The 25,709-nt window shown below is 40.3% G+C and carries 25 protein-coding genes; 12 read left to right on the top strand and 13 right to left on the bottom strand.

Annotation, left to right across the window (positions count from 1 at the left end; all coding sequences use genetic code 11):
• Positions 1-97: 97 nt before the first annotated feature.
• The 4 genes from EHW67_RS04595 to EHW67_RS04610 form a co-directional block, all read right to left on the bottom strand.
• Positions 98-1,678 carry a 4Fe-4S binding protein gene (locus tag EHW67_RS04595; protein WP_126161182.1) on the bottom strand — a complete coding sequence of 527 codons (1,581 nt, stop codon included), beginning with the start codon at positions 1,676-1,678 and terminating at the stop codon, positions 98-100.
• Positions 1,679-1,687: 9 nt separating this feature from the next.
• Positions 1,688-3,034: an NAD(P)/FAD-dependent oxidoreductase gene (locus EHW67_RS04600; RefSeq protein ID WP_126161183.1), complete on the bottom strand. Its 1,347-nt coding sequence runs from the start codon at positions 3,032-3,034 to the stop codon at positions 1,688-1,690.
• Positions 3,035-3,273: 239 nt separating this feature from the next.
• Complete coding sequence (locus tag EHW67_RS04605; protein WP_126161184.1) at positions 3,274-4,335, bottom strand: sensor histidine kinase; 1,062 nt, start codon at positions 4,333-4,335, stop codon at positions 3,274-3,276.
• Positions 4,335-5,021, bottom strand: coding sequence for a response regulator transcription factor (locus tag EHW67_RS04610; protein WP_126161185.1), 687 nt, complete (start codon positions 5,019-5,021; stop codon positions 4,335-4,337). The genes EHW67_RS04605 and EHW67_RS04610 overlap by 1 nt, the downstream gene beginning before the upstream one ends.
• A gap of 323 nt (positions 5,022-5,344) precedes the next feature.
• Here EHW67_RS04610 and EHW67_RS04615 point away from each other — a divergent pair, with 323 nt between their 5' ends.
• The 5 genes from EHW67_RS04615 to EHW67_RS04635 all read left to right on the top strand — a co-directional run bounded on the left by EHW67_RS04615 (position 5,345) and on the right by EHW67_RS04635 (position 11,814).
• Positions 5,345-6,763, top strand: coding sequence for a hypothetical protein (locus EHW67_RS04615; RefSeq protein ID WP_126161186.1), 1,419 nt, complete (start codon positions 5,345-5,347; stop codon positions 6,761-6,763).
• A 91-nt stretch (positions 6,764-6,854) separates the two neighbouring features.
• Complete coding sequence (locus EHW67_RS04620) at positions 6,855-9,683, top strand: TonB-dependent receptor (RefSeq protein ID WP_126161187.1); 2,829 nt, start codon at positions 6,855-6,857, stop codon at positions 9,681-9,683.
• 169 nt (positions 9,684-9,852) lie between these two features.
• Entirely contained in the window at positions 9,853-10,164 is a 312-nt protein-coding gene (locus EHW67_RS04625) for a T9SS type A sorting domain-containing protein (RefSeq protein ID WP_126161188.1), read from the top strand.
• 178 nt (positions 10,165-10,342) lie between these two features.
• Complete coding sequence (locus EHW67_RS04630; RefSeq protein ID WP_126161189.1) at positions 10,343-10,666, top strand: T9SS type A sorting domain-containing protein; 324 nt, start codon at positions 10,343-10,345, stop codon at positions 10,664-10,666.
• 170 nt (positions 10,667-10,836) lie between these two features.
• Entirely contained in the window at positions 10,837-11,814 is a 978-nt protein-coding gene (locus tag EHW67_RS04635; RefSeq protein ID WP_126161696.1) for a LuxE/PaaK family acyltransferase, read from the top strand.
• Here EHW67_RS04635 and EHW67_RS04640 read toward each other — a convergent pair.
• Together EHW67_RS04640 and tyrS are read right to left on the bottom strand one after the other, a co-directional pair.
• Positions 11,809-12,339, bottom strand: coding sequence for a hypothetical protein (locus EHW67_RS04640; protein ID WP_126161190.1), 531 nt, complete (start codon positions 12,337-12,339; stop codon positions 11,809-11,811). The two genes, EHW67_RS04635 and EHW67_RS04640, sit on opposite strands and share 6 nt — an antisense overlap.
• A 72-nt stretch (positions 12,340-12,411) precedes the next feature.
• Positions 12,412-13,707 carry a tyrosine--tRNA ligase gene (gene tyrS, locus EHW67_RS04645; protein WP_126161191.1) on the bottom strand — a complete coding sequence of 432 codons (1,296 nt, stop codon included), beginning with the start codon at positions 13,705-13,707 and terminating at the stop codon, positions 12,412-12,414.
• A gap of 105 nt (positions 13,708-13,812) precedes the next feature.
• On the opposite strand from tyrS, the gene EHW67_RS04650 reads away from it, so the two are divergent.
• A complete protein-coding gene (locus tag EHW67_RS04650; protein ID WP_126161192.1) occupies positions 13,813-14,823 on the top strand; it encodes an NAD-dependent epimerase/dehydratase family protein in 1,011 nt (336 codons plus the stop codon).
• Here the strand turns inward: EHW67_RS04650 and EHW67_RS04655 are convergent.
• The 3 genes from EHW67_RS04655 to EHW67_RS04665 are packed head-to-tail and all read right to left on the bottom strand — an operon-like array spanning position 14,804 to position 17,299.
• Complete coding sequence (locus tag EHW67_RS04655; RefSeq protein ID WP_126161193.1) at positions 14,804-15,229, bottom strand: DUF4296 domain-containing protein; 426 nt, start codon at positions 15,227-15,229, stop codon at positions 14,804-14,806. The two genes, EHW67_RS04650 and EHW67_RS04655, sit on opposite strands and share 20 nt — an antisense overlap.
• 2 nt (positions 15,230-15,231) lie before the next feature.
• Complete coding sequence (locus EHW67_RS04660) at positions 15,232-16,569, bottom strand: dihydroorotase (RefSeq protein ID WP_126161194.1); 1,338 nt, start codon at positions 16,567-16,569, stop codon at positions 15,232-15,234.
• 1 nt (position 16,570) lies between these two features.
• Positions 16,571-17,299 (bottom strand): polyprenol monophosphomannose synthase, encoded by a 729-nt coding sequence (locus tag EHW67_RS04665; RefSeq protein ID WP_126161195.1) that lies wholly within the window; start codon positions 17,297-17,299, stop codon positions 16,571-16,573.
• 375 nt (positions 17,300-17,674) lie between these two features.
• Between EHW67_RS04665 and EHW67_RS04670 the strand changes: the two genes are divergently transcribed.
• Both EHW67_RS04670 and EHW67_RS04675 read left to right on the top strand, forming a co-directional pair.
• Positions 17,675-18,340: a DUF4271 domain-containing protein gene (locus EHW67_RS04670; protein WP_126161196.1), complete on the top strand. Its 666-nt coding sequence runs from the start codon at positions 17,675-17,677 to the stop codon at positions 18,338-18,340.
• A complete protein-coding gene (locus EHW67_RS04675; protein ID WP_126161197.1) occupies positions 18,337-19,083 on the top strand; it encodes a uroporphyrinogen-III synthase in 747 nt (248 codons plus the stop codon). The genes EHW67_RS04670 and EHW67_RS04675 overlap by 4 nt, the downstream gene beginning before the upstream one ends.
• A gap of 81 nt (positions 19,084-19,164) precedes the next feature.
• Here EHW67_RS04675 and pckA read toward each other — a convergent pair whose 3' ends face one another.
• Together pckA and EHW67_RS04685 are read right to left on the bottom strand one after the other, a co-directional pair.
• Positions 19,165-20,781, bottom strand: coding sequence for a phosphoenolpyruvate carboxykinase (ATP) (gene pckA / locus EHW67_RS04680; protein ID WP_126161198.1), 1,617 nt, complete (start codon positions 20,779-20,781; stop codon positions 19,165-19,167).
• A 61-nt stretch (positions 20,782-20,842) separates the two neighbouring features.
• Complete coding sequence (locus EHW67_RS04685; protein WP_126161199.1) at positions 20,843-21,235, bottom strand: DUF423 domain-containing protein; 393 nt, start codon at positions 21,233-21,235, stop codon at positions 20,843-20,845.
• A gap of 76 nt (positions 21,236-21,311) precedes the next feature.
• Between EHW67_RS04685 and EHW67_RS04690 the strand changes: the two genes are divergently transcribed.
• The 4 genes from EHW67_RS04690 (at position 21,312) to EHW67_RS04705 (ending at position 24,220) form a co-directional block, all read left to right on the top strand.
• A complete protein-coding gene (locus tag EHW67_RS04690) occupies positions 21,312-22,685 on the top strand; it encodes a saccharopine dehydrogenase family protein (RefSeq protein WP_126161200.1) in 1,374 nt (457 codons plus the stop codon).
• Positions 22,686-22,733: 48 nt separating this feature from the next.
• The gene (locus tag EHW67_RS04695) at positions 22,734-23,204 is read left to right on the top strand and encodes an Lrp/AsnC ligand binding domain-containing protein (RefSeq protein ID WP_126161201.1); all 471 of its coding nucleotides are present in this window, start codon (positions 22,734-22,736) and stop codon (positions 23,202-23,204) included.
• Positions 23,205-23,244: 40 nt separating this feature from the next.
• Positions 23,245-23,565 carry a hypothetical protein gene (locus EHW67_RS04700; RefSeq protein ID WP_126161202.1) on the top strand — a complete coding sequence of 107 codons (321 nt, stop codon included), beginning with the start codon at positions 23,245-23,247 and terminating at the stop codon, positions 23,563-23,565.
• 142 nt (positions 23,566-23,707) lie between these two features.
• A complete protein-coding gene (locus tag EHW67_RS04705; RefSeq protein WP_126161203.1) occupies positions 23,708-24,220 on the top strand; it encodes a ferritin in 513 nt (170 codons plus the stop codon).
• 122 nt (positions 24,221-24,342) lie between these two features.
• On the opposite strand, the gene EHW67_RS04710 is transcribed toward EHW67_RS04705, so the two are convergent.
• Complete coding sequence (locus EHW67_RS04710) at positions 24,343-25,038, bottom strand: zinc metallopeptidase (protein WP_126161204.1); 696 nt, start codon at positions 25,036-25,038, stop codon at positions 24,343-24,345.
• A 399-nt stretch (positions 25,039-25,437) separates the two neighbouring features.
• Positions 25,438-25,692: a SemiSWEET family sugar transporter gene (locus EHW67_RS04715; RefSeq protein WP_126161205.1), complete on the bottom strand. Its 255-nt coding sequence runs from the start codon at positions 25,690-25,692 to the stop codon at positions 25,438-25,440.
• Positions 25,693-25,709 lie beyond the last annotated feature (17 nt).

Genomic DNA, 25,709 nt, shown 5'->3' on the forward strand with positions numbered 1-25,709 from the left:
AAAACTCCTCCATCAGGGACAAAGGTATCAATACTTTGAACATTCCAGCCGTTTATATAGCGGTAATAACCTTCATTATTGATCCCCGCCAAACTTACTATTTCTTATTTACCAGATTCATGAGATCAACATCATTGCCCAGCAGCACTTCCGTGGGGTTTATCCTTCCTTTTAGAGGACCGTTTTCCAGTTTTAACACGCCTCTTGGACAAACAGCCGAACATATACCGCAGCCTACACAACTGGACCGAATTATATTTTCTCCTTTTTGGGCATATGCCCTAACATCTATTCCCTGTTCGCAATAGGTAGAACAATTACCACAGGAAATGCATTGCCCTCCATTGGTAGTGATTCTGAAGCGCGACTTAAAGCGTTGAACAATTCCCAAATAAGCCGCTAAGGGGCAGCCAAACCTACACCACACCCTATTACCAAAAATTGGATAGAAGCCGGTACCAATAACACCTGCAAAAAAAGCACCTATTAATAGACTATAGGCATTCTGCACGCTCTGAGTCCTAATACCCAATACCGTACCAGATTCTGTAAAAAAACTATATAAGGTCATAAGGGTCATGCCCACTGCAAAAACCAATACCCCATGTACCAGCCACCGCTCTACCTTCCAAGAAAACAAGGACTTACTGGAGTGTTGCCTATAGGGGTCTCCCAAGGTTTCGGCCAATCCCCCACATCCACATACCCATGAACAATACCATCTCTTTCCATAAAAGTAGACCATTACCGGAACAATAATCAAAGTAAGCACAATACCCCAGACCAAAATAAACAGGCCTATTGCCCCACTGCCCAACAAGGATTTTAGGTTCCATTGAAAAAAGAAATCGTAATCCAAGGGAAAGGCATTTTTAAAATCATAATAGGGCATTTGCAGACGCACCATTATTTCTGGAATCAGAAAGGCAAAAACAATTTGAAAAAACAACACTGAGGTAGTCCTAAGCGTTTGGTAGGCATTATGACGATACTTAATATACATGCGCACGGCCATGACCGTCATGACCGTACAGTACATAAACCCATATACAAACCAGTGCCCAGCAGGATTGCCACTAAGAAATTTACTGATGGGGTCTACCAGATAGGTCCAATTAACGGCATATTCTGAACGGAAGTATAAGACCAAATAGAACAACACCAAAAACACGAATACCAGCCAGGCTATCCACCCTCTATTGGTGGCGTTCTCATGATAGATCCCATTGTTCTTAATTCCTTTTTTGCCCAATAGAACTACATTGGGAACAATAAACATCAGGGCTCCAATAATCCCCAAGCCAAAGGTAAGAAACCACATTAGCCCTTTATTGGCTACGATAAAGCCATTGCCAGACTCCTTCCCTATCAAAGCAGCCATATCGTGGGGAGCTGTATATATAACTTTTTTATACTCCTTATTTGCCCTATGCTGTTTATTTGCCTTTTCCAAGGCCTGGGCAATCTTAGGTGAAAGTTCCAACATTCCATAAAACTCTTTTCCAACTACATTTTCTTCCATCTCCCCAATGAAAATCTCACTTTTTATACCCTTATCACGGACCACCTTATTAAATACAGTTTGGGACACAGCAAACTCTCCCATAAACGGAAGCATGGTAAAGATAGTTAACCCTACCAAAAAAACCACTAGACCTATTTTCTTAATTACCTGCATATTAAAGGCTTATACATTATTAAAAATTCGTTTCCAACTTTTCTTTTTTGGCCTAATATTGGTCCCAAATTCAGAATTGTACAGGGCAACAATGGACCCCTCATGATGGGTATAAAACTCAGGATCAAAATTCGCATCCTTCAAGTGTTCCATAACCTGGTCTACCGTTCTTTTTTGGGTGAGCCAGCCGTCTATGACCTCATGCCTCAGCCGGATCCCGAAGGTATTGATCCCTAAAAATTGTTTCGTTTCCCTATGAAAGGCGATGGTAACACATATTTTCTCCTTGGGGTGCCGCCAATGAAAATGTTGTTCTTCTTCCTTCTTTGATCTTTCACTAAATACCCAACCATAGGTCTGATACTCTATATCCAGAAATTTTGCCGAATTAAACCAATGTCCGGGATTGTATGGCCTTCTATTGCCACATATGGTCTGTGCCAGAACCTCCCCCATCATCCTTCCCGTATACCAAACCGCCTCCACTGGCCTACGCTGTCCTATGGCCGTGTGCTGCTCCGCACAATCGCCAATGGCATACACATCGGGCACATTGGTCTCCAAATAGGTGTTTACCTTTACTCCTTTGCCCAATTCTATTCCGGAATTTTTTAGAAAATCTATATTGGGCGTAACGCCAGCCGTTAAACCTACTAGGTTACAGTCTATTGTTTCCCCTTTATCTGTTACTACTGCCTTGGCCCGTCCGTTCTTGTCAGCCAATATTTCCTTTAGATTGGTATCTAGCAACAGTTGAATATGATGTTCCCTAATATGTTCATTGATCATAGCCGACTCCCCTTTTGGCAAGACCCCATCCCAAAAGCTCTTTTCCCGAACCAAAAAGGTGACGGGTATATCACGGCTCCTCAGCATTTCTGCCAACTCTATCCCTATTAGGCCACCTCCCACTATTACCGCACGCTTACACACTTCCTTATTGGGAGCGTTAGCCTCCAACAGTTCCAGATCCTGTTTGGAATACAACCCTTGTACTCCATCCAAATCCTGACCTGGCCATCCAAATTTATTGGATTTGGAGCCTGTGGCAATAACCAGTTTGTCATAGGTAATTTCTTGGGCACCGGTCAATTTTAAGGTTTTACTATCCGTATCCACAGAGGTAACGTAGGCATTGACAAGGTCTATTCTGTTCTTTTTCCAAAACCAATTTTCATAGGGCTGGGTATGTTTAAACTTCATATGCCCCATATACACATACATGAGTGCCGTTCTAGAAAAGAAATAATCGTTTTCTGCCGAAATAACAGTGATTTTTTTATCGGATTGTTTGCGGATATGTCGGGCCGCCGTGACCCCAGAAATACCGTTGCCAATAATAACAATGTGCTCCATAGATTTTTGGTGTTACTAAATCTGTCGGAACTAAAGGTAAAAACTTAATTTTTTAAAAAATAAAGTCGCCCCATTCTTCTAAGCAACCAAAGCAAGCCTAGATAAATCTACTAGCGCAAACCATTTAATACCTCCCAAAGAATCATTATTTTTATTGTTGGAACAGTAAGGAATAAAGTAGAAGTGTATAAAGAAAAGAAACAAACAAGATTAGAAAGGGTTTACAAGAACAGGAATTGCTAGGCCGAAGGGGTTTTGTCCGCAACTTTTTCCAAGGTAAAGGAAAATTCGGACCCTATATTTACAACACTTTCCACATAAATCTTTTCATTATGGGCCTCTACAATATGTTTTACAATGGCAAGCCCCAGTCCAGAACCTCCTTCTGCTCTGCTCCCACTCTTATCTACCCTGTAAAATCGCTCAAAAATCCGCGCCAAGTTCTGCTTGGAAATTCCTTCCCCATTATCAGTTACCCTAATAATAACCTTATTCTTTATCAAGTTTTCCACACTTACCTCAGTAGTACCATTCTGCTGCCCATATTTAATGGAATTTACTACTAAATTGGTAATCACCTGCTGTATTTTCTCCTTATCTGCCCTAACATGGATAGGGCCGTCATAATCCATATCAAAAGTTAGGGTAATATTCTTCTTGGCGGCTTTCATCTCCAAGAGATCAAAAACATTTTGAACCAGTTCTAAAATATCAAAATTTTCGAGTTCCAAATTCAGGTCTCCCACCTCCAATTTAGTAATAAGGTCCAGATCTTTTATAATATAGATAAGTCTTTCTACCCCTTTATTGGCCCGCTGCAAGTACTTTTTCCGCAAAGTCTTATCATCCATTGCCCCATCTAACAAAGTAAGTATATAGCCCTGAACGGTAAACAAAGGAGTTTTTAATTCATGGGAAACGTTACCCAAAAAATCCTTACGGTATTCCTCCCTGATTTTCAGGGTATCTATTTCAATTTTTTTATCCTTGGCAAACTTTTCAATTTCCTCGGTCAAGGCTCTCATATCAGTAGTTACGGTACGTGAGGACAGCGACCTGGACTCCAGCAGGGAGACATCGTTGTATATACGTTCTATTTTACGGTAAATAAACTTTTCTACCCGCAGTTGTATCACTAAAAAGGACGTTATACCGGATACCAGGGCAATTACCAAGAGAAGCAACCAATCCATGGACCCGTTATTCCACAAAAACACCCCCAGAAAAGCCGTTATTATAAAAGTAATAAGTATAGTGGAACGAAGGGCAAACCGATACGATTTTTTAATCCTGGTTACCATTACAAAACAAACTTATACCCTACACCTTTTACGGTTTTAAAGTGATCGTCCCCAATTTTTTCTCGTAACTTCCTAATGTGCACGTCAATGGTCCTACCTCCAACTACTACTTCATTGCCCCAAACCTTATCCAGGATAACCTCCCTTTTAAAGACTTTATTGGGCTTGGAGGTCAATAGAGCCAAAAGCTCAAATTCCTTCCTTGGAAGAATTACTTCCTCCCCTTGGTTTACGATCTTATATTCCTCCCTGTTAATAACAATCTGGCCTACCTTAAAGATATCCTCTACCTCTTGTTCATCGTTCTTAAGCCTTCTCAACAAAGCTTTTACCTTACTAACAAGCACCTTTGGTTTTATGGGTTTGGTAATATAATCGTCCGCTCCGGCATCAAATCCGGCCATTTGGGAATAATCCTCACCCCTTGCGGTTAGAAATGTAATAATGGTATTTTCCAATCCTTCGGTTCTACGAATAGCCTCACAAGCCTCTATACCGTCCATTTCTGGCATCATAACATCCAAAATTATCAGGTGTGGCTTTTTCTTTTTTGCCTTTGCCACACCTTCTACCCCATTTTTAGCCGTAAAGACCTCATATCCCTCAGAGGATAAATTATAACTCACTATTTCCAGGATATCCGGTTCATCATCAACCAAAAGTATTTTAATGTCCTTTTTTTTCATGCCTTAATTTTTCTGGTTTCTAAAACGGTCATGGAAAATCTGAATATTGCCAAACTACTATAAACAGTCTAAGCTTAACCTATTATTCATCTTTAAAACACAGCCGTTTCAACTTTATAATTATTGATTTTCGCAGCCAAAAGTAAAGATAATACTATTACACGGAACCGCTTAACACGGATTTAATATAGTAACGTTTAGGTAACATTAATGCAACAAACTATTAATCTATGGGTAACCCCACTTTTACAGTTGGATAGTTTATTTGCAGGGTTGAATAAAACAAGTAAACTCAAAAAATGAAACCAAAAAATTCTATTGAAATGAAAAAACTATTATTATCTGCATTGGCCATTGGGGCCTTGGCTTTTTCCTCGTGTAATGAAGACGACGAACCGCCGGTAGCCGAAGTAGTAGCTACCTGTAATGACGGAATTCAAAACCAAGGGGAGACCGGTGTTGATTGTGGTGGCCCTAACTGTCAGCCTTGTACTGAAGCCACAGCTACTTGTAATGACGGTATTCAAAATGGTGACGAAACCGGAGTGGACGTAGGTGGTTCTTGCGCAGAAATCATCACCGTCTCTGGTGAAATAAGTACCGACACTACCTGGTCTGCCAACAATATATATTTATTGGCCGGTAAGGTTGTTGTAGGTGTGGACAAAACCTTGACCATTGAGCCAGGTACCATTATTAAAGGTAAGCCAGGTTCTGGATCTTTAGCCTCTGCCTTGATTGTACAAAGAGGTTCTAAATTGATTGCCAAGGGTACTGCCGAAAAGCCTATTATCTTTACTGCCGAAGCCGATAACATCGCTATTGGACAGACTGCTGGCACCAACTTGGACGAAGGTGACAGGGGACTTTGGGGAGGCTTAATTGTTTTGGGGAGAGCCTCAGGTTCTTTCAAAGGCGATGTTACCGAAGTACAGATAGAAGGTATTCCTGCCGATGATACTTTTGGACTTTACGGCCCTGGAGATGCCTTGAACGACGATGACAACTCTGGTGAACTACAGTATATCTCTATCCGCCATGGTGGAGCCTTAATTGGAGAAGGAAATGAAATAAACGGTCTTACTTTGGGATCTGTAGGTAGAGGAACTTTGATTGACAATATTGAAGTTGTAGGAAACGTGGATGACGGAATTGAATTTTTCGGCGGAACTGTTAACGCTACCAATTTATTTGTATGGGCACAAGGAGATGATGCTTTGGATATAGATCAAGCATACTCCGGCACCATTGACAATGCCGTAGTTGTTTCCGGTGAGGCTTCTGACCACGCCTTTGAAATAGATGGCCCTGAAGGATCGCTTGAAGGGTCTTTCACCCTTCAGAACACAACAATTTTTGGAAGTGCCACAGCTGCTGACGGGGAGTATGCCGATTACAGAAGTAACGCCATGGGAACTACCAAGAACATCTATGCTGTTGGATTCCAAGCTGGAAAAGACGTGGAATTGGATGCCAACGATGTGGCCCAGAACTATTTGGATGGCAAGTTAAAATTTGAAGCTTGGCAAGTAGTAGGCTTTGACCACAGCATTTTTGCCGAAAAAGTTAAAAAGGACGATGATGGAAACGAAGTGGAATCAACAATAATATTAACTCCAACCTTTACGGAAAGAGCTGCAGATTGGACAACCCAAGTTGAGGCTGGTGCCCAAACTGTAGGTGCAGATCTTAGCGCATTCGCTTGGACATATGCAAACGCTAAAGCAAGTTTAGGTTTCTAGGGGAAACACAATACTTCTTTAAAACAACAACCATGCTCGCCCATACCCAGTGGCGGGCATTTGGTTTATTACGATTTAATTACTCTTACTTATGAAAATTCAATTTAGACTCTCAATTTTTGCGCTTTTCATTTTTCAATTCATTTTTTCCCAGGGCGGGGAAGTAACCGGCACCTTGATAGATGCTGATTTCCAGGATCCGGTACCTTTTGCCAACATACTTGTTAAGGGCACCACCATTGGAACCACTTCAGATTTTGACGGCAATTACAAACTTAGCCTGGAAGAAGGTACGCACACCCTGAACTTTTCCTTCCTTGGCTATAAAACAGTAGAGATCACAGATGTGGTGGTCAAGGCCAATGAGACAACCAATGTAAATGTCACCATGGAAACACTGGCCGAAGGCCTTGATGAGGTGGTAATAACCGTTAGTGTTAAAAAAAACACAGAAACGGCCGTATTGGGAATTCAAAAAAAGGCCGTGAATCTATTGGACGGACTTTCGGCGGAAGCCTTTAAGAAAACAGGATCCAGTGATGTGGCCAGCGCCATAAAATCGGTACCCGGGGTATCGGTACAAGGCGGAAAATACGTCTATGTGAGGGGGCTGGGAGATCGATATACCAAATCGATCCTCAACGGAGTGGATATCCCTGGCTTGGATCCCGACAGAAACACCATACAGCTAGATATTTTCCCTACCAACATCATTGACAATATACTGGTATTAAAATCAGCTTCGGCAGATTTACCTGCAGATTTTACAGGGGGTATCGTAAACATCGTTACCAAAGATTATCCCACCAAAAAAGAACACAGTATCTCTGTTGGCGGTAGCTACAATCCAGATATGCACTTTAATGGCAACTATCTGGACTACAAAGGTAGTGCCACTGACTTCCTAGGGTTCGACAACGGGTCCAGATCTGTACCCATCAATAGAAACCAAGATATACCCAACACATTCGAGTACAATCCGTTGTTGACAGCAATAACCAAAAAATTTAATCCCACACTATCTGCCATGAAAGAAAATAGTGCCATGGATTATAGCTTCGGGTTCACTTCCGGCAATCAATATATTGTAGGCGAAAGTGAAAACCGACTAGGGTTTTTGGCCTCTATATCCTATAAGAACAGTACCACTTTCTACGAAGGTGCCGAAAATAACTTTTACAGAAGAAATTCCGATACTTCCGTTTACGAATTGGAAACGGACAGAACCCAATCCGGGGATTACGGAAAAAACAATGTATTGGTAAGTGGCCTATTGGGAACTTCATTTAAAACCGAAAAGTCCAAATACAAACTCAACCTCCTTCACCTTCAGAATGGAGAATCTACAGCTGGATATTTTAGCCAAACGCTGAATTTTTCCGATTTTGTGAACTTTTCCAAGGACAACCTGGAATACACCCAACGCTCCATCTCCAACTTGCTACTATCAGGAATTCACAGTAGTGAAGATGCAACTTGGACCACGGAATGGGCCGTTTCACCTACCCTATCCAAAATACAGGACAAGGATATTAGAACTACTTCATTTAGGGTTGAGGACGGAGTATACTCCATACCCCAGAACAATCAACCTAAAAGAATTTGGAGGGATTTGGAGGAAATCAATGCCGTAGCCAAGCTAGACCTTACTAAAAAATACCAATTTTTGGAAAAAGATGCCAAGTTAAAATTTGGTACTTATGGCTCCTATAAAACCAGGGATTTTAGCATTCTAAATTTTGAAATAGAGAACAATGCCCAAACTACTAAGTTCAACGGTGTAGCAGACAACATCCTCTTGGAGGAAAACCTATGGACGGTGAACAACGACTCCGGTTCCTATATTGATCCGGATATCACCATTGCCGAACCTGCCAATACCTATGAAGCGGCACAACAAAACATTGCAGGCTACGTTTCCAACGAATTTAAGGTAGGTCAAAGATTGCGTACCATCCTTGGGCTAAGGCTAGAAAAATTTGAATCCAAATATACAGGGGAAGACAACAAGGACCCAAGCGATCCGGCTAAGGTAATCTACGACAACGAAACCATAATAGACAAGTTTGATCTTTTCCCTACTGCCAATTTAATTTTTGAGCTAACAGAGCAGGTAAATTTAAGGGGATCCTATGCCAGAACCACTGCCAGGCCATCTTTTAAAGAGGCTTCCATTGCGAAGATTTTTGATCCATTATCCAACAATACCTTTATAGGCAATATTGAATTGGACCCTACCTATATCAACAACTTTGACTTTAGGGTAGAATGGTTTGGGGAAAGTGCAGAGATGATTGCTTTAAGTGGCTTCTACAAAAGGTTCACCGATCCTATTGAACTTACCTATTTTGAATCTTCTTCCGACAACTTTACCCCGCAAAACCTCGGCGATGCAGACGTTATTGGAGTTGAATTCGAGTTAAGGAAAAACCTAGGTTTCTTAACCCCGGCCCTTAACAACTTTAGCTTTAATTTAAACACATCCATCATAAAATCGACCCAGGTATACAGCGAAAGCGAACGTAACCTTAGGGAATTAGGACTTAGGGATGGTGAGACTTTGGGCAATGACAGGGAATTGCAGGGACAATCCCCATTCTTGATCAATTCTGGATTAAATTATGAGGGTGCCGAAAACGGGATCCAAATGGGAATGAATTATAACGTTCAAGGCAAAACCTTGCAAGTAGTAGGTAACGGATTTGTACCAGATGTTTATACCATGCCATTCCACAATTTAAACTTTAACCTCTCCAAAAGTTTCGGCGAAAACCAAAATCAGAGCGTAAGCTTCAAAATAAGTAATCTTCTGAATGATGATGTAGAAAGCGAATACGAGTCCTATAAGGCTCAAAATCAGACTTTCTCCAAAAGAAGCCCCGGTAGAGCATTCTCTATGGGTTACACTATAAAGTTTTAGCATTAAATAAGAACCACAATTAAAAAAGAAGCCAAATTATTTGTTTTTCAACATTTAATTTGGCTTTTCTTTGCATTTCATCGATTTTTCCCGTATTAATAATGGTGGCCCTAACGTGCCGCAATTAAAATTATTACATTTACGGTATATTATTTGTTGTTAAATATTTATGAAGCAACTTTACCTTGTTATAACCTTACTTTTTATTTCTATTTCCTATGGACAAGAGCCCAAAGGAAATAGCGGGGATATAGATGGCTTTAAACTATATCCCAATCCCGTTACCAACGGAAGGGTATATATAAACACAACCTTAAAAGCTCCTAAACAAATCCTGATCTTCGATATTTTTGGCACCCAAGTCCTTAAAACCACCATTATAGGGACCGAGTTGAACGTAAGCGAATTGGATGCAGGTGTTTATATGCTTAGGGTGAACGAAAAGGATAAGGTAGCCACGAGAAAGCTAATTATTAAATAACTCCTTCATAGCCGGCTACGAGTCGCTTTTTTTTACTTCTTCTTTATACCCCCTAACAAAGATATAGGGCGCCCAAAAAGGGATTCACATACAAAAATAGATGGTTTACAACATTTAATGCTTTCGCTACACCACTTTGATTATATTTACTATGTTGATCCCAAATCAATACCAACCTATGAAAATATACTACACCCTATTATTTATGGTGTTCTGTGCGATGGTCTCGGCCCAAGAATTTGTTCAACAGCCCATTGCTCAAAATACACAGCCCTATACCTTTAAATTATATCCCAATCCAGCTTATGAGAATGTAGTGCATATTACTACCAACCATAGTGGTATAAAAGATGTAGTGGTCTATAATGTATTTGGCAGCATTGCACTAAAGGATCGCATAAGTAGACCAACACTAAATATTTCCAAATTATCACCAGGGGTATATGTACTCCAAATAACCCAAAACAGGCACAGTATGACCAGGAAACTGGTGGTAAAATAACCACGTCCTTCACGAGAGCGATATTTTATAATATTTACAAACTTTAACACATTTACCTGCCCAAGTAGCGTAACCTTTACCTACGAGAAAGGCTGCAGAAAGCCAATAAATCCATAAAATTGATTTTCTACCTTAATGATATCATTACTTTTGCAGTAGTGAAAAGCATTATGCCACAGTCGAATATCTTTAGCATTTCTACCAAAGAAGCCTTCAAGGTACAAGCCTTGCAAACCTTTAGGACCCAGTACAGGGACAATCCTGTATATAAGGAGTTTTGTGATTACCTGAAAAGAAATGAATCCAATGTCCATGATCTAGGGGATATCCCCTTTCTACCTATAGAATTTTTTAAATCCAAGAAAGTAGTCACGGGCAGCTTTAAGGAAGAAACCATATTTACCAGTAGCGGCACAACCGGCAGTGAGGTAAGCAAACACTACGTCCGCGACCTAAGAATATATGAGAACAGCTACCTAACCGCCTTTAAAGCGTATTACGGGAACATAGAGGACTATTGCGTTTTGGCGCTATTGCCTTCTTATTTGGAAAGGACAGGATCGTCCCTTATTTACATGGCCAATGACCTAATCCAAAAGAGCGGACATGCGGATAGCGGGTTTTATTTGAACAATATAGACCAACTACAAGACACTTTGATCCAACTGAATGCCTCCAACACAAAAATACTTCTCCTAGGTGTTTCCTTTGCATTAATGGATATGGCCGAAAAATTTAAAATGAGCCTCAACAATACAATTGTAATGGAAACAGGAGGTATGAAAGGCCGTAAAAAGGAATTGATAAGACAGGAACTGCACAGTGTTTTAAAAAAAGGGTTTGGAGTGCAACATATCCATTCAGAATATGGGATGACAGAACTCTTGTCCCAGGCCTACTCCAAAGGTAACGGCAAATTTCATTGTCCAAAATGGATGCGGGTAATGACCCGTGAAACCGAAGACCCGCTTACCCCACAGCAAGCTGGAAAAACGGGGGGAATAAACATCATTGATTTGGCCAATATTCACTCATGTGCGTTTATTGCTACACAAGACTTGGGCAAAGTCTACCCCGATGGAAGTTTTGAAGTCTTAGGTCGTTTTGATCATTCGGATATCCGGGGGTGCAACCTAATGGCACTATAGCCCCAATATCTTTGCATCTACAAAAAAGGTGGAAGCTACATCAATCTCATAATCGGAGGATAAAAACTCATCGGTCACCGTTTTTAACCTTAGTGTATAGCTATCTTTTTTTATATACTCCTTTAAATCTTCGGAAGTTGTATTCAATTCCAGCAACGGCCCTGCAGTAGCCGCCACCTCATTGTTCCATGCAATTTCTATCTCTGGCAAATCTTCGGCCGACATATATACCACTATAGATTCCAAAAAGCTAAAATCCTCCCCTTCTGGAGAATTAACAAAAAGGGATAATTTGGTAAGTACAATTTCCTCTATGAGATCTTTTCTGGTGTCATTTACCTCGAATTCGGAAGAAGAATTGGTTTCGGTCTCCGGTGTGTAGACATCAAAGGGCAAGTCTATCCCAGATGAAGATGGTATAACCACCCTTTGGTTAAAGTCCATTTCAAATTTGGTAAGTTCATCCAATTTATCACACGAACTAAAAAGTCCAACCAAAGCAAATAGCAATAAAAACTTCTTCATATTATACAATTTTATTAAGCTAACGGTATTACAAAATGATTATTGGCCAGCAATTGTTAAATATTAAATCCATTATTGGACAACCAACACAAAATAGTTCTTTTTCCCTCGTTGTAATAAAACATATTTATCATTGATCAGATCCTTTGCCGTAATGGTGTAATCTTCTTTTACCTTTTCCTTATTTACTGAAATGGAATTTTGCTTGAGTTCGCGCCTGGCCTCCCCATTAGATCCCAAAAACCCCGTTTTGGCGGCTAAGGCCCCAATCATATCCAAGCCATTGTCTATCTCCACCTTGGCGACCTCGGCCTGCGGCACTCCCTCAAAAATTTCTAAAAATGTCTTTTCGGTCAATTTCTTTAAATCCTCAGATACAGACTTGCCAAATAATATATTACTCGCTTTTATGGCGTTGTCCAAATCCTCTTGCGAATGGACCATAACTGTAATCTCATCGGCCAATCGCTTCTGAAGAACCCGTAAATGGGGAGCTTCCTGATGTGCCTTTACCAGGTCCATAATTTCTTCCTTGGACAAAAACGTAAAAATCTTAATATATTTTTCGGCATCCTCATCAGAGGTATTCAACCAATATTGGTAAAATTTATAAGGTGACGTCCTTTCTGGATCCAACCAAATATTCCCTCCTTCGGTCTTTCCAAATTTGGTGCCATCTGCCTTGGTAATCAAAGGACAGGTAAGAGCATATCCCTTTCCTCCACCAATTCTTCTAATTAGTTCGGTTCCGGTAGTAATATTCCCCCATTGGTCGCTCCCTCCCATTTGAAGGGTACAGTTATGTTCCCTGTAAAGATGAAGAAAATCATAGCCTTGAACAAGTTGATAGGTAAACTCGGTAAAAGACATCCCTTCCTTGGCCTCAGCAGAAAGTCGTTTTTTCACAGAGTCCTTGGCCATCATATAATTTACGGTTATATGCTTCCCTACATCACGGATAAATTCCAAAAAAGAAAAATTCTTCATCCATTCATAGTTGTTTACCAAGACTGCACTATTTTCCTGACCACTATTGAAATCCAAAAAGCGTGAAAGCTGCGCTTTTATTCCCGCTTGGTTATGTGCCAAGGTAGCTTCATCCAGTAAATTACGCTCTGCAGATTTTCCGGAGGGATCACCTATCATCCCCGTAGCACCACCTATTAAAGCATAAGGTTTATGGCCCGCCAATTGAAAATGGCGCAGCATCATTACTCCTACCAAATGACCAATATGCAGCGAGTCTGCCGTTGGATCTATTCCCACATAAGCGGATTGCATTTCACCTAACAAATGTTCCTCGGTACCGGGCATTGCATCGTGCAACATTCCCCTCCATTTTAATTCTTCTACAAAGTTTGAAGTCATGCTTTAAATGTTCAGTTTCAATAATAGCTGCAAATATAAAATAATAGCTTGCTTTACTCTCTCCAAAAACCGAATAAATTGAAGTCAATTAAGTAAATTTGCCCTATGATTCTAGTCACAGGCGGTACCGGATTGGTAGGGGCACACCTTCTTTTGCAATTATTGCAATCCGGGGCCAAGGTAAAAGCCATTTACCGTAATGAACGTAAGCTCGAGCTAGTACAAAAGGTGTTTGGTTATTACACGGACCAACACCGGACGCTCTTCCGGCAAATTGAATGGGTAAAAGCGGACCTCAACGACCTACCAGCCTTGGAATTGGCTTTTATGGGCGTTACCCATGTTTATCATTGCGCCGCCTTCATTTCATTTGACCCGTGCGATTACGAACAATTACGGACCATAAATATTGAGGGGACCAGGAACATTGTTAATTTATGCATTGCCCATAAGGTTAAAAAATTATGCTATACAAGCTCTATAGCAACTATTGGCCGAACAACGGACGCCCAGGAGGCAACAGAAGAAACCGATTGGACCACACAGGGGGCCAATGTATATGCCCTGACCAAGATGGATGCCGAATTGGAAGTCTGGCGGGCTTCACAGGAAAACGTTAATGTGATCATTATAAATCCAGGTGTAATTATAGGTCCCGGGTTTTGGAAAACCGGTACCGGCCTCTTATTTAAAACAGCTTATAAGGCAAACAAATACTACCCTCCAGGAGGAACGGGGTTCGTATCGATCAATGATGTGGTTGGTATAATGACCCAATTAATGCAATCTTCCATTGTAAATGAAAGGTTTATTGTAGTGGCCAAGCAGTTGAGCTATAAGGAAATTTTGGACAAATTAACTTCGGCTCTTCACAAACCCGCCCCCACTAGGCCTTTAAAATTTTGGGAGCTGGAGATATTGTGGCGATTGGACTGGCTTAGGAACCTTGTTATGAACAATGGACGAAAACTCACTAAAATATCAGTGCAGTCCCTTAGAAAAACACAGCGGTACAATACTGACAAAATAAAGAAACAATTAGTAGGGTTTACCTACGAAAGCTTGGACGGGATTATTAAACTATCTTGCAAAAAATTTATGGAAGAGAATCCTTAACTGCTTTCTTTTTCTTGTCAAGCCCAAGTCTTTCCCGTTCCTTGGCAGCTTTTATGGAATCCATTTTCTTATTGTGCTCCTCCATAAATTGCTCATCCTTTTCCAATTTATCTTTAACAGCGGTATAAATGGTCTCATATTCCGAAGGCTTGGAGGCATAATACAGATCACTCTTAACAAATTGTAGACTGTCTACCCCATGCTTGGAATATATATACGCCATAGGTTCTATATCGTACTCAAGCAATATATCCTGATTCATGTTCTTCGCCGCGTTTATAACGGCCATGTCATATAAGACAGAGATCATCTTTTCTGCAGGAATAAGATTCTCAGGTTTTTCCACCACTTTTTCATTGCAGGAAAACAGCAGAATCAACCCCAATAGAACACCATATTTTGCCATAACTACCTATTAAAAGTTAACCTCATCGCCTTTCTTTCCTCAGAAAACTGGCCATTTTCATATGCCAAATGGCCATTAACAAAGGTATGTGTTATTCTAGACTTAAAGGAGCTGCCTTCAAATGGCGACCAACCGCATTTGTAGGCAATATTATCTTTGGTTACCCTCCATGGGTCCTGCAGGTCCACTATTGCAAGATCGGCATAATAGCCTTCGCGAATAAATCCACGTTTTTTTATTTGAAATAGTTTTGCGGGATTGTGGCACATTTTTTCCACGATTCGCTCCAGGGCAATCTTACCGGAATGGTAATTTTCAAGCATAGCCGGCAATGCGTGCTGTACCAATGGTCCGCCCGATGGGGCTGCGGTATAGGGATTGTTTTTTTCTTCAATGGTATGTGGTGCATGGTCCGTAGCTACCACATCTATACGATCATCCAATAGGGCCTGCCAAAGCTGCTCCCGGTCCGTTGCTGTTTTTACGGCCGGATTCCATTTAATCAAAGTTCCCTTGGATTCGTAATCCTCCTCAGAAAACCAAAGATGATGAATACACACCTCTGCCGTAATTTTCTTTTCTTCCAATGGAATGTCATTTCTAAATAGCTGGGTCTCCTTTCCAGTGGATACGTGAAAAACATGTAACCTAGCGCCAGTTTTTTTCGCCAAGGCAATTGCCCGGGAAGAAGACAGATAACAAGCTTCCTCACTCCTTATCATAGGATGACAATTTATAGGGATATCATCTCCATATCTTTCCTTATAGGCAGCCATATTAGCCCTAATGGTCGCCTCATCCTCACAATGGGCAGAAATTACCATTTCGGTATTCCTAAAAATTTTTTCGATCACCTCTTCATTATCCACCAACATATTTCCTGTAGAGGACCCCAAAAAGAGTTTTACACCAGAACAGGCATTTTTATCCAACTTCTTAAGCTCTTCCAAATTATCATTGGTACCCCCAAACAAGAAAGAGTAATTGGCGAATGAAGCCCCCCTCGCCACTTCAAACTTGGCCTCTAGTGCGTCTATGGTTGTTGTTTGTGGATTGGTATTTGGCTGCTCCATATAGGTGGTAATACCGCCGGCCACAGCTGCCCTACTCTCTGTTGCTATGTTTCCTTTATGGGTTAGACCTGGCTCCCTGAAATGTACCTGATCATCTATAACGCCTGGTATAAGATACTTGCCCGCAACATCAATGACCCTAGTAGCCTGATCAGAGGGTATACTGTCATCTATCTTCAGGATTATATCATCTTCCAATAACACATCACCGGGGAATATCTTGTTCTCATTGACAATTGTAGCATTTTTAATCAGTATCCTCCCCATTTTAAAATTTCTTTTTATGAAACAAACTTCTAATTTTCATTTGTAATACCCCAAATACGGCCTCGTTAATGATAGATGCGCTCATTTTTGATTTTCCCCTGACCCTGTCCGTAAAAACAATAGGAACTTCTTCTATTTTATACCCCTCAAGGTGAGCCCTAAACTTCATTTCGATCTGAAACGCATAGCCAATAAACTTAACAGAATCCAAATTAATTGTTTCCAACACCCTCCTTTTATAACAAACAAAGCCTGCGGTGGGGTCATGAACCTTCATTCCGGTAATGCATTTAACATAGAAGGAGGCCCCGTAGGACAATAATATTCTATGCAACGGCCAATTTACAACATTTATGCCCTTTTTGTATCGGGATCCAACAGTAACATCCGCTCCGTTTACACATGCCTGGCGCAATTTCAATAGGTCTTCCGGGGCATGCGAAAAATCGGCATCCATTTCAAATATATAGTCATATTTCCTTTCTATTGCCCATTTAAACCCATGAATATAGGCTGTCCCCAATCCAAATTTCTCCTGTCTTACCTCTAAAAACAATTTATTTGAATAGTGCTGCTGCAGCTCCTTTACCAACTGACCAGTACCATCTGGAGAATTATCATCTACAACAAGGATATGGAAATCCTGTTCCAATGCAAAGACGGCATCAATAATAAGCCCAATGTTTTCAATCTCATTGAAGGTAGGAATAATGACCAAGCTATCCGCCATCTAGGTATTTCAATTTTAGCAAAAATAGTATTTTAAAATCTGTATAGAAATATCAGGGCAGATTTATGATTTTTTTAAAATATATCCCACCATAAGACAATTAACGCATCTACCTACAACAATGCCCCCCTTGATGATCATGGGCTCTACAACAGGGAAGCAGGAATATTAAAAAAAGCTAGGTTTACGACCTCTATTTTCCTTCCTTTGAAATAAGGGGCTGCGCTACAACCTCCCCACTGAAGGAAAGGCAAGCCTGCAAGAGAAATTATACAATATGTTTCTACGGGTTTTAAAAAATACAAATACGTCCAACAGACCCAAAAGAAAAGGTATATATTTAAGGCAAAAAAATAAAACAACCAGCTCAGTTCTATGGAGGCTATATTAAGAAATGAAATCACTTCAGATTGGATAACCCTTGTGCTTTTTACCAGTATTTTCTTTATGGTTCTAGCAAAGAGCTTTTTCTATGGCCGTTTTGTAAATTTTATAATCCTACCCTTCAACAACAAATATATTTTTTTACATCAGAAGAAGGATAAACTCTTTAACTGGTTCAATGTATTATTAAGTATATTTCAGCTACTTAATTTGTCCCTCTTCCTCTATTTTACGCATTACCATTTTTTTAACGCCCAAGAAACACTTCAATTTGGCCTCTATGCCATAGTATTTATTTCTCTTTTCCTTTTTTCTATCATCAAAATACTCTTACAATTGAGCAATGGCTTTATTTTTGATGCCGATAAGACCATTTCCGAAATAATTTTTAAAAAACTATCCTATCTGAACTACAGTGGTTTAGTCATGTTATTTGCCAATCTTATTCTTAACTATATCCTTATAGATTCCAAAGCGGTAATTATTGTAAGTATTTTACTAGTATTTCTTATTAATGCTATTGGCTGGACCACTACATTGAGAAATCATCAAAAATACATTGCTGGTAATTTTGTCTATTTTATTTTGTACCTTTGCGCTCTTGAAATAGCACCAATTGTAATAGTTGGAAACTATATAATAGATAGAAGCTTATGAAAGTAAAAACTATTTTGGTTTCACAGCCAGAGCCTAAGATGGAAAACTCCCCCTATTCCAAGCTTATAGATAAGGAGAAAATAAAGGTAGATTTTAGGCCTTTTATCCACGTGGAAGGTGTTGATGCGAAAATGGTAAGGCAGCAAAAAATTGATCTTAAAAATTTTACTGCCATTATTCTCACTAGTAGGAATGCGGTAGATCATTTTTTCAGAATTGCCGAGGAAATGCGTTTTAAGGTACCAGATTCGATGAAGTATTTTTGTCAGTCCGAAGCCGTCGCCTATTACCTTCAAAAATACGTGGTATACAGAAAGCGTAAGATCTACGTAGGAAAAATGAATTTTCTAGACTTAAGCGCCTTGTTCAAAAAATACAAGGATGAAAAATTCCTATTACCTTCTTCAGACGTTCTTAAACCCATTGTTCCAGAAACTTTGGATAATTTAGGAATTGATTGGACAAGGGGAATTTTCTACAAAACCGTAATAAGTGACCTTTCTGACTTAAGAAATGTCTACTATGACGTATTGGTATTCTTCAGTCCTTCCGGCATAGAGTCCTTATTAAAGAACTTCCCAGATTTTAAACAGAACGACACCAGGATAGCGGTATTTGGCAATTCTACGGTAAAAGCGGCAACGGAAGCCGGTCTTAGAATAGACATACAGGCTCCTACTCCGGAGACGCCATCCATGACAATGGCACTTCAGCGATACATCACTACTGTCAACAAAAAGTAATCCAAGCATAGCTATTGCAAAACCTAATAGGCCTGCAATTGACAAACTTAAAAAAACCCGGGGCCAGCCTCGGGTTTTCTTTTAAAAAGCATAGCGCTGGGGCCCTCCCCTTCTTATTTCTTCGTTGGCATATGATTCAAATTTCTTAAAATTCTCCCTGAAGGCATTGGTCAGCTTAAAGGCTGTCTTATAATATGCTTCGTCATTGTTCCATGTTGCCCTGGGACTCAACACACTGGTAGGTACGCCTGGGCACTCCCTAGGCTGGGCAACCCCAAAAACAGAATGGATATGGTATGTATCATAGGTATACAATCCCAATTCACCACTCAGTGCAGCATGAATCATGGCGCGGGTATACTTTAATTTCATCCTGGTTCCTACCCCGTAAGGCCCACCTGTCCAACCTGTATTTACCAACCAAACATTTACTCCTGCCTCCAACATCTTCTTGCTCAACATTTCCGCATATACCGTTGGATGCAATGGCATAAAGGGCGCACCAAAACAGGCCGAAAAACTGGGAACCGGCTCCACCACCCCTGCTTCCGTACCGGCCACCTTTGCCGTATATCCGGATATAAAATGATATGCAGCCTGACTGGGTGTTAATTTGGAAATTGGAGGCAATACCCCAAATGCATCGGCCGTTAAAAAGAATATATTCTTAGGATTTTTACCCACGGAAGGAACCTGAATATTGTCTATATTATAAATTGGATAACTAACCCTGGTATTTTGGGTTATGGAGGTATCTGAAAAGTCTACCACCCCATTGGAGTCCAACACCACATTTTCCAATAGCGCCCCCTCTTTAATGGCCCCATAAATCTCTGGCTCACTTTCTTGGGAAAGGTTTATAACCTTGGCATAGCAGCCCCCTTCAAAATTAAATACCGTATTATCCTTGGTCCACCCGTGTTCATCATCCCCTATCAACTTTCTATATGGATCCGCTGACAAGGTTGTTTTACCCGTGCCTGACAGCCCAAAAAAGATGGCCGTATCCCCTTCTTCCCCTACATTTGCGGAACAGTGCATAGGCAGGCAGTTCTTGTAGACCGGCAAAATAAAATTAAGCGCAGAAAATATTCCTTTTTTAATTTCCCCAGTATACCCTGTACCCCCTATCAGGGCTATTTTACGGGTAAAATTTAATATAGCAAAATTGTGTTGCCGTGTACCATCCTCCTCGGCATTGGCCATAAATCCCGGAGCATTGACCACCGTCCATTCCGGATCAAAATCCTGCAACTCCTCTTCAGCGGGCCTAATAAACATATTATAGGCAAACATGTTGGACCATGGATACTCATTAATCACCCTAATATTCATTTTATAACTATCATCCGCGCAGGCGAAACAATCCCTCACATATAAATCCTTATCATTTAAATATGTGATTACCTTATCATATAAGGCATCAAATTGCTCACTCTCAAAAGGAATATTTACATTACCCCACCATACTTTGTCCGTCGTAATTTGGTCTTTTACTATAAATCTATCCATGGGCGACCTCCCGGTAAACTCACCAGTATTTACAGCTAGGGCCCCTGTAGCAGCGGTAACCCCCATGCCTTTTTGAACAGTAATTTTATGCAATTCGGAAGGCGATAGTTGATAGTGGACCTTTTTACCTTCTAGACCATATTCTTTTAACGAAATCGATTTCGTGGATGGAGTTGATGAATTCATAATAATTGCGTTTTGTTAGTTAAATATTTAAAAGTACTGATTATAGGTGCAACTGTTGTAATTATTGGGATTGCTTTTGGTTAAGGTATCTTACTCCCAAAAGCATCCAACCACAAATCATTAACACACCACCCAGTGGGGTTAAAAGTGCTATACGTTTAAAATCAAAACCGGTCAACGAATTGGTCGCCAATAAGTATATAGAAAAAGAAAAGCAGAAAACCCCGATCATCACAAAATAGTACACAAGTTTTTTGCGCTCTTCGGGCAATACATTAAAACCACCTAAAATCAATAGAAACAAAGCATGGTACATCTGATATTTAATTCCGGTCTCGAACGTTTGCAAAGCCTGGGCATTTAGCACCCCCTCTAAACCATGGGCTCCAAAAGCCCCTAAAAGTATGGCCGTTACACCGAAAAATATTCCAGTACCAAAAATTGTTTTGTTCATAACTTGTAAGCTCTAATTTCTTACAAATATAACAATTTGATACCTTAGTAAGCCTTAACAATAAAGTAAAAAACGAATGCGAAGAAAAATACTTATAGTAGGGGCTGGAAAATCTACTTCTTACCTGTTGGATTATTTGGCACAGAGAACGGAAGTAGAAAATCTTCACCTCACCATCTGCGACCTTAAGCCAGAATCCCTTCCTACAAAGATAAAAGAACACCCGGCATGCAGCACAGTTAAATTGGATATTTTTAATACTACAGACAGATCCAAGGTCATACAGGAATCGGATATAGTTGTTTCCATGCTTCCTGCCCGCTTTCATATTGAGGTAGCGCGTGATTGCATCCGTTATGGCAAGCATTTGGTAACCGCCTCCTATATCACTGATGAACTTATGGAGCTAGACCAACCAGCCAAGGATAAAGGTCTTGTTCTAATGAATGAAATTGGACTGGACCCTGGCATAGATCATATGAGCGCCATGCAAGTAATTGATAAGATCAGGGATAAAGGGGGCAGGATTATACTGTTCGAATCCTTTACGGGTGGCTTGGTAGCTCCACAAAGTGATACCAACCTATGGAATTATAAATTTACATGGAACCCCAGAAATGTTGTATTGGCCGGACAGGGCGGTGTGGCAAAATTTATTCAGGAGGGCACATATAAATATATTCCCTACCATAAACTTTTTAGAAGAACAGAATTTTTGGAAGTTGAGGGGTTCGGAAAATTTGAAGTCTACCCCAACAGGGATTCCTTAAAATACCGCAAAGTCTACGGTTTGGAGGACGCCCTTACCCTATATAGAGGAACCATGCGCAGAGTAGGCTTTTCCAAGGCCTGGAATATGTTCGTACAACTGGGCATGACAGACGACAGTTATACCATAGAAAACTCTGAAGGCATGTCTTATAGGGAATTTGCCAATCTCTTTCTTCCGTATTCCCCAACCGATTCAGTTGAATTAAAAATGAGGCACTACCTAAAAATAGACCAGGATGACATTATGTGGGAGAAACTAACTGAGCTGAATATTTTTGACAACCAAAAGAAGTTTACCATAAAAAAAGCAACGCCGGCCCAGATGTTACAGCGTATTTTAGAGGACAGTTGGACCTTGGGCAGCAAAGACCAGGATATGATTGTTATGTACCATAAGTTTGGCTATGAGCTAGATGGCAACAAAGCACAGATAGATTCCAATATGGTGGTTTTGGGCGAGGACAGGACCTTTACGGCCATGGCCAAAACAGTTGGCCTACCCGTTGCAATGGCCACCTTGCTGATCCTTAACGGCAAAATTACCTCCCCCGGGGTACAACTCCCTATTAAAAGAGAAGTTTATGAACCAATATTAAAGGAATTAAAAAGTGTTGGCATCAACTTTAAGGAATACCATATGCCCTACACTGGATACAATCCCAACACAACAATGAGTTAGAATGTAAAAGCGTTTTGATATCTTTATAGTTAAATTGAAATAGAAACCATGAAATCTAATAATGAAAACATAAAAATTGACGGAATTGACAAAAAAATCCTAAGATTTCTAATGTCCGATGCCCGTAAGCCCGTTTTGGAAATTGCGAGAAAAATTGGGATTTCAGGTGCCGCCATTCATCAAAGGTTGAGAAAATTGGAAGCCTCTGGCTTAATAGCCGGATCCAAGTTTATTATTAATCCCAAAGTCTTGGGGTACACGACTATGGCCTATATTGGTATCTATTTGGACAAGGCTATGAGCAACCCATTGGCCGTTAAGGAACTGGAAAAAATCCCGGAAGTACTGGAGTGTCACTACACCACAGGGAACTGGTCTATCCTAATAAAAGTACTCTGTAGGGACAACGAGCATTTAATGAATGTCCTAAACAGGGACATACAACAGATTGAAGGGGTATCCAGAACAGAAACCTTTATTTCCCTTGACCAACAAATAGACCGTCAAATTACAATTTAATATTTGGATTGAATCTAAATAAGTTTTAATTTTGCCGACTATGACCACGGTTTACAGCTCAAAATTCTACACCTTTTACCAGTCCGATGCAGACCGTTGCTATTTTATAGATTTCGGACAAAAATTGGTTAAGCTTTCCTTTTGCCAGCTGTTGGCCCTGCGCCAAAGAATCCAAACCATTTCCATTGAAGACCATTTTGATTCCGACCTGAACAAGCACGGTTTTGAAATCCTTATGCTTTGTAACAAGGAACACTTATTTCTCTTAAATACTTTTGAAATTCTAGACCTAATGGAACTCTTAGGAAACGCTTTGGGCGTCCTGGGCATTGCTAACCAAATAGGCCTGACATCCTCCTGATTCTATTATTATTTTTAATTGGTCTAAGTCTAATTAAAAATTACGATTGTCATTATTTATTGCCCCAAACATTCAATATCTTTATACAGTTGACCTTCCATTTTTTGGGACATTTAACACCTTAACCATTAAATTGACACAAATGAAAGATATAGCAAGACAAAGAATGAGCATTAAAATAAGTACAATGGACTTGCTCAACAATCAAATAAAAATGGAAGCACATGCTTCTGCCTCCTACTTGGCCATGGCCTCTTGGTGCGAACAGAATGCGTTTCCGAGCAGTGCTGATTTTTTCTATCACCAAGCATCAGAAGAAAGGGAGCACATGATGAAAATATTTAAATTTGTTGCAGACTGTGGTGGAAATCCAATTTCCCCAAGCGTGGAGAATTTAAATCATGATTTCTCAACCTTGGAAGAGGTATTTGAAACCGCTTTGGACCAAGAAATAACGGTAACCAAATCTATATACAATATTCAATCGGCAGCGAGAAAGGAACAAGATTTTCTTGTGGAGAATTTCTTGCAGTGGTTTATCACTGAACAGCTAGAGGAAGAGAAAACCTTTAGGGACATCCTGGATCTTTTTGAGGTAATGGGACGTGAAGGCATAGCCCTTAAGTTTATAGATGAGCGCATTAAACCCGAATAATTTCAAGATTACTCTACCCTGCGATAGTCTTAATCAAATTACAATTGGCAGCGGTAGATACCATAAAAAAAGGGAGCTGTTTACACAGCTCCCTTTTTTTTTAGGGTAATTCCTCTGGTATACTAGTCCCTACCTCCCATAATTTGCATGGCCCAATAGACCAAGGTAGCCAAGGAACCAATAGCTGCTACCAAATACGTCCTTGCAGCCCACTTTAGGGCATCTTCAGATCCTTTGTATTCATCAGGTGTAACCACATTTTTGTTCTTTAACCAGGCCAAAGCTCTATTACTGGCGTCGTATTCAACCGGCAAGGTCACAAAACTAAAAAGTGTAGCAAACCCCATCATTACAAGTCCGGCCACGGCCACCCAATATCCAAATCCTACTCCGGCAGCCGCTCCTAACATAATACCTCCGAATACCACCCAAGTAGACATCCCAGAGGTAACACTAACAATAGGCACCAGTTTAGAGCGAAGCGTAAGCCAATCATAGGCCGTTGCATGCTGTACGGCGTGCCCACATTCATGGGCCGCTACAGCTGCCGCCGAAGCATTGCGCTGGTTGTATACCCCTTCACTTAAATTTACAGTTTTATTTACCGGGTTATAGTGGTCTGTCAGCATCCCGGGAGTAGAAATCACCTTCACATCCCTTATACCATGGTCTGCCAACATTTTTTCTGCGATTTCCGCACCACTCATACCATTGCGCAAATGCACTTTGGAATAATGCTTAAACTTACTTTTTAGCTTATTACTAACCAACCAGCTTACCAAAGCAATGGCTCCTAGCAATATATAATACATCATCATAATTATGTCTTTTAAACGTTAAATATACTAAAGATTACACTTCTATTATTAAGTAATTCTTCTATTTATATCATCAAAAACCCCGCCAAATCGGTACAGGGATACAGGAGTGACAAAATGTACCTTCCCTGCTTCCTAAGGCTAGCTAGTAAACTTAATTACAATCTTGGGAAACAGCCAGTTTCACCCTAAAACAAATAGCCCATTCTCCATAAAATCAAAGTATTCCTGGTCTCAATTTTAGTGTTTTACCTTGGAAATATTAACCCTTTTGTAAACACAGCAACCTAAAAACGCCCCCTATACCTTTAGTGCACCGCGCTATAGACAAACGAGATTACAACATTACTGCCATTTTTACAGATTGCACCAAAGCCAATGTAGCTACGTTCTACTGTGTCATTTGTATTTTAGCTTAAGAACAATCATAACAAGAAGTAGTACGGCGGTAATAAAATTGGCCAATATCATAGGAACGCTTTCGTAATAGATGCCGTAGATTAACCACAAAACCACTCCTAGAAACATGGCCAAATACATGGTCAAGGATATATCCTTGGTAGATTTTTCTATCCAGGTCTTTCGCACTTGGGGCACAAACGATGCCGTAGTCAGTACCGCTGCCACCATGCCCATAATTTCTATATGTTCCATATTACGCAAAAATTACG

Source organism: Arenibacter aquaticus (assembly GCF_003957295.1).
Taxonomy (GTDB): Bacteria; Bacteroidota; Bacteroidia; order Flavobacteriales; family Flavobacteriaceae; genus Arenibacter; species Arenibacter aquaticus.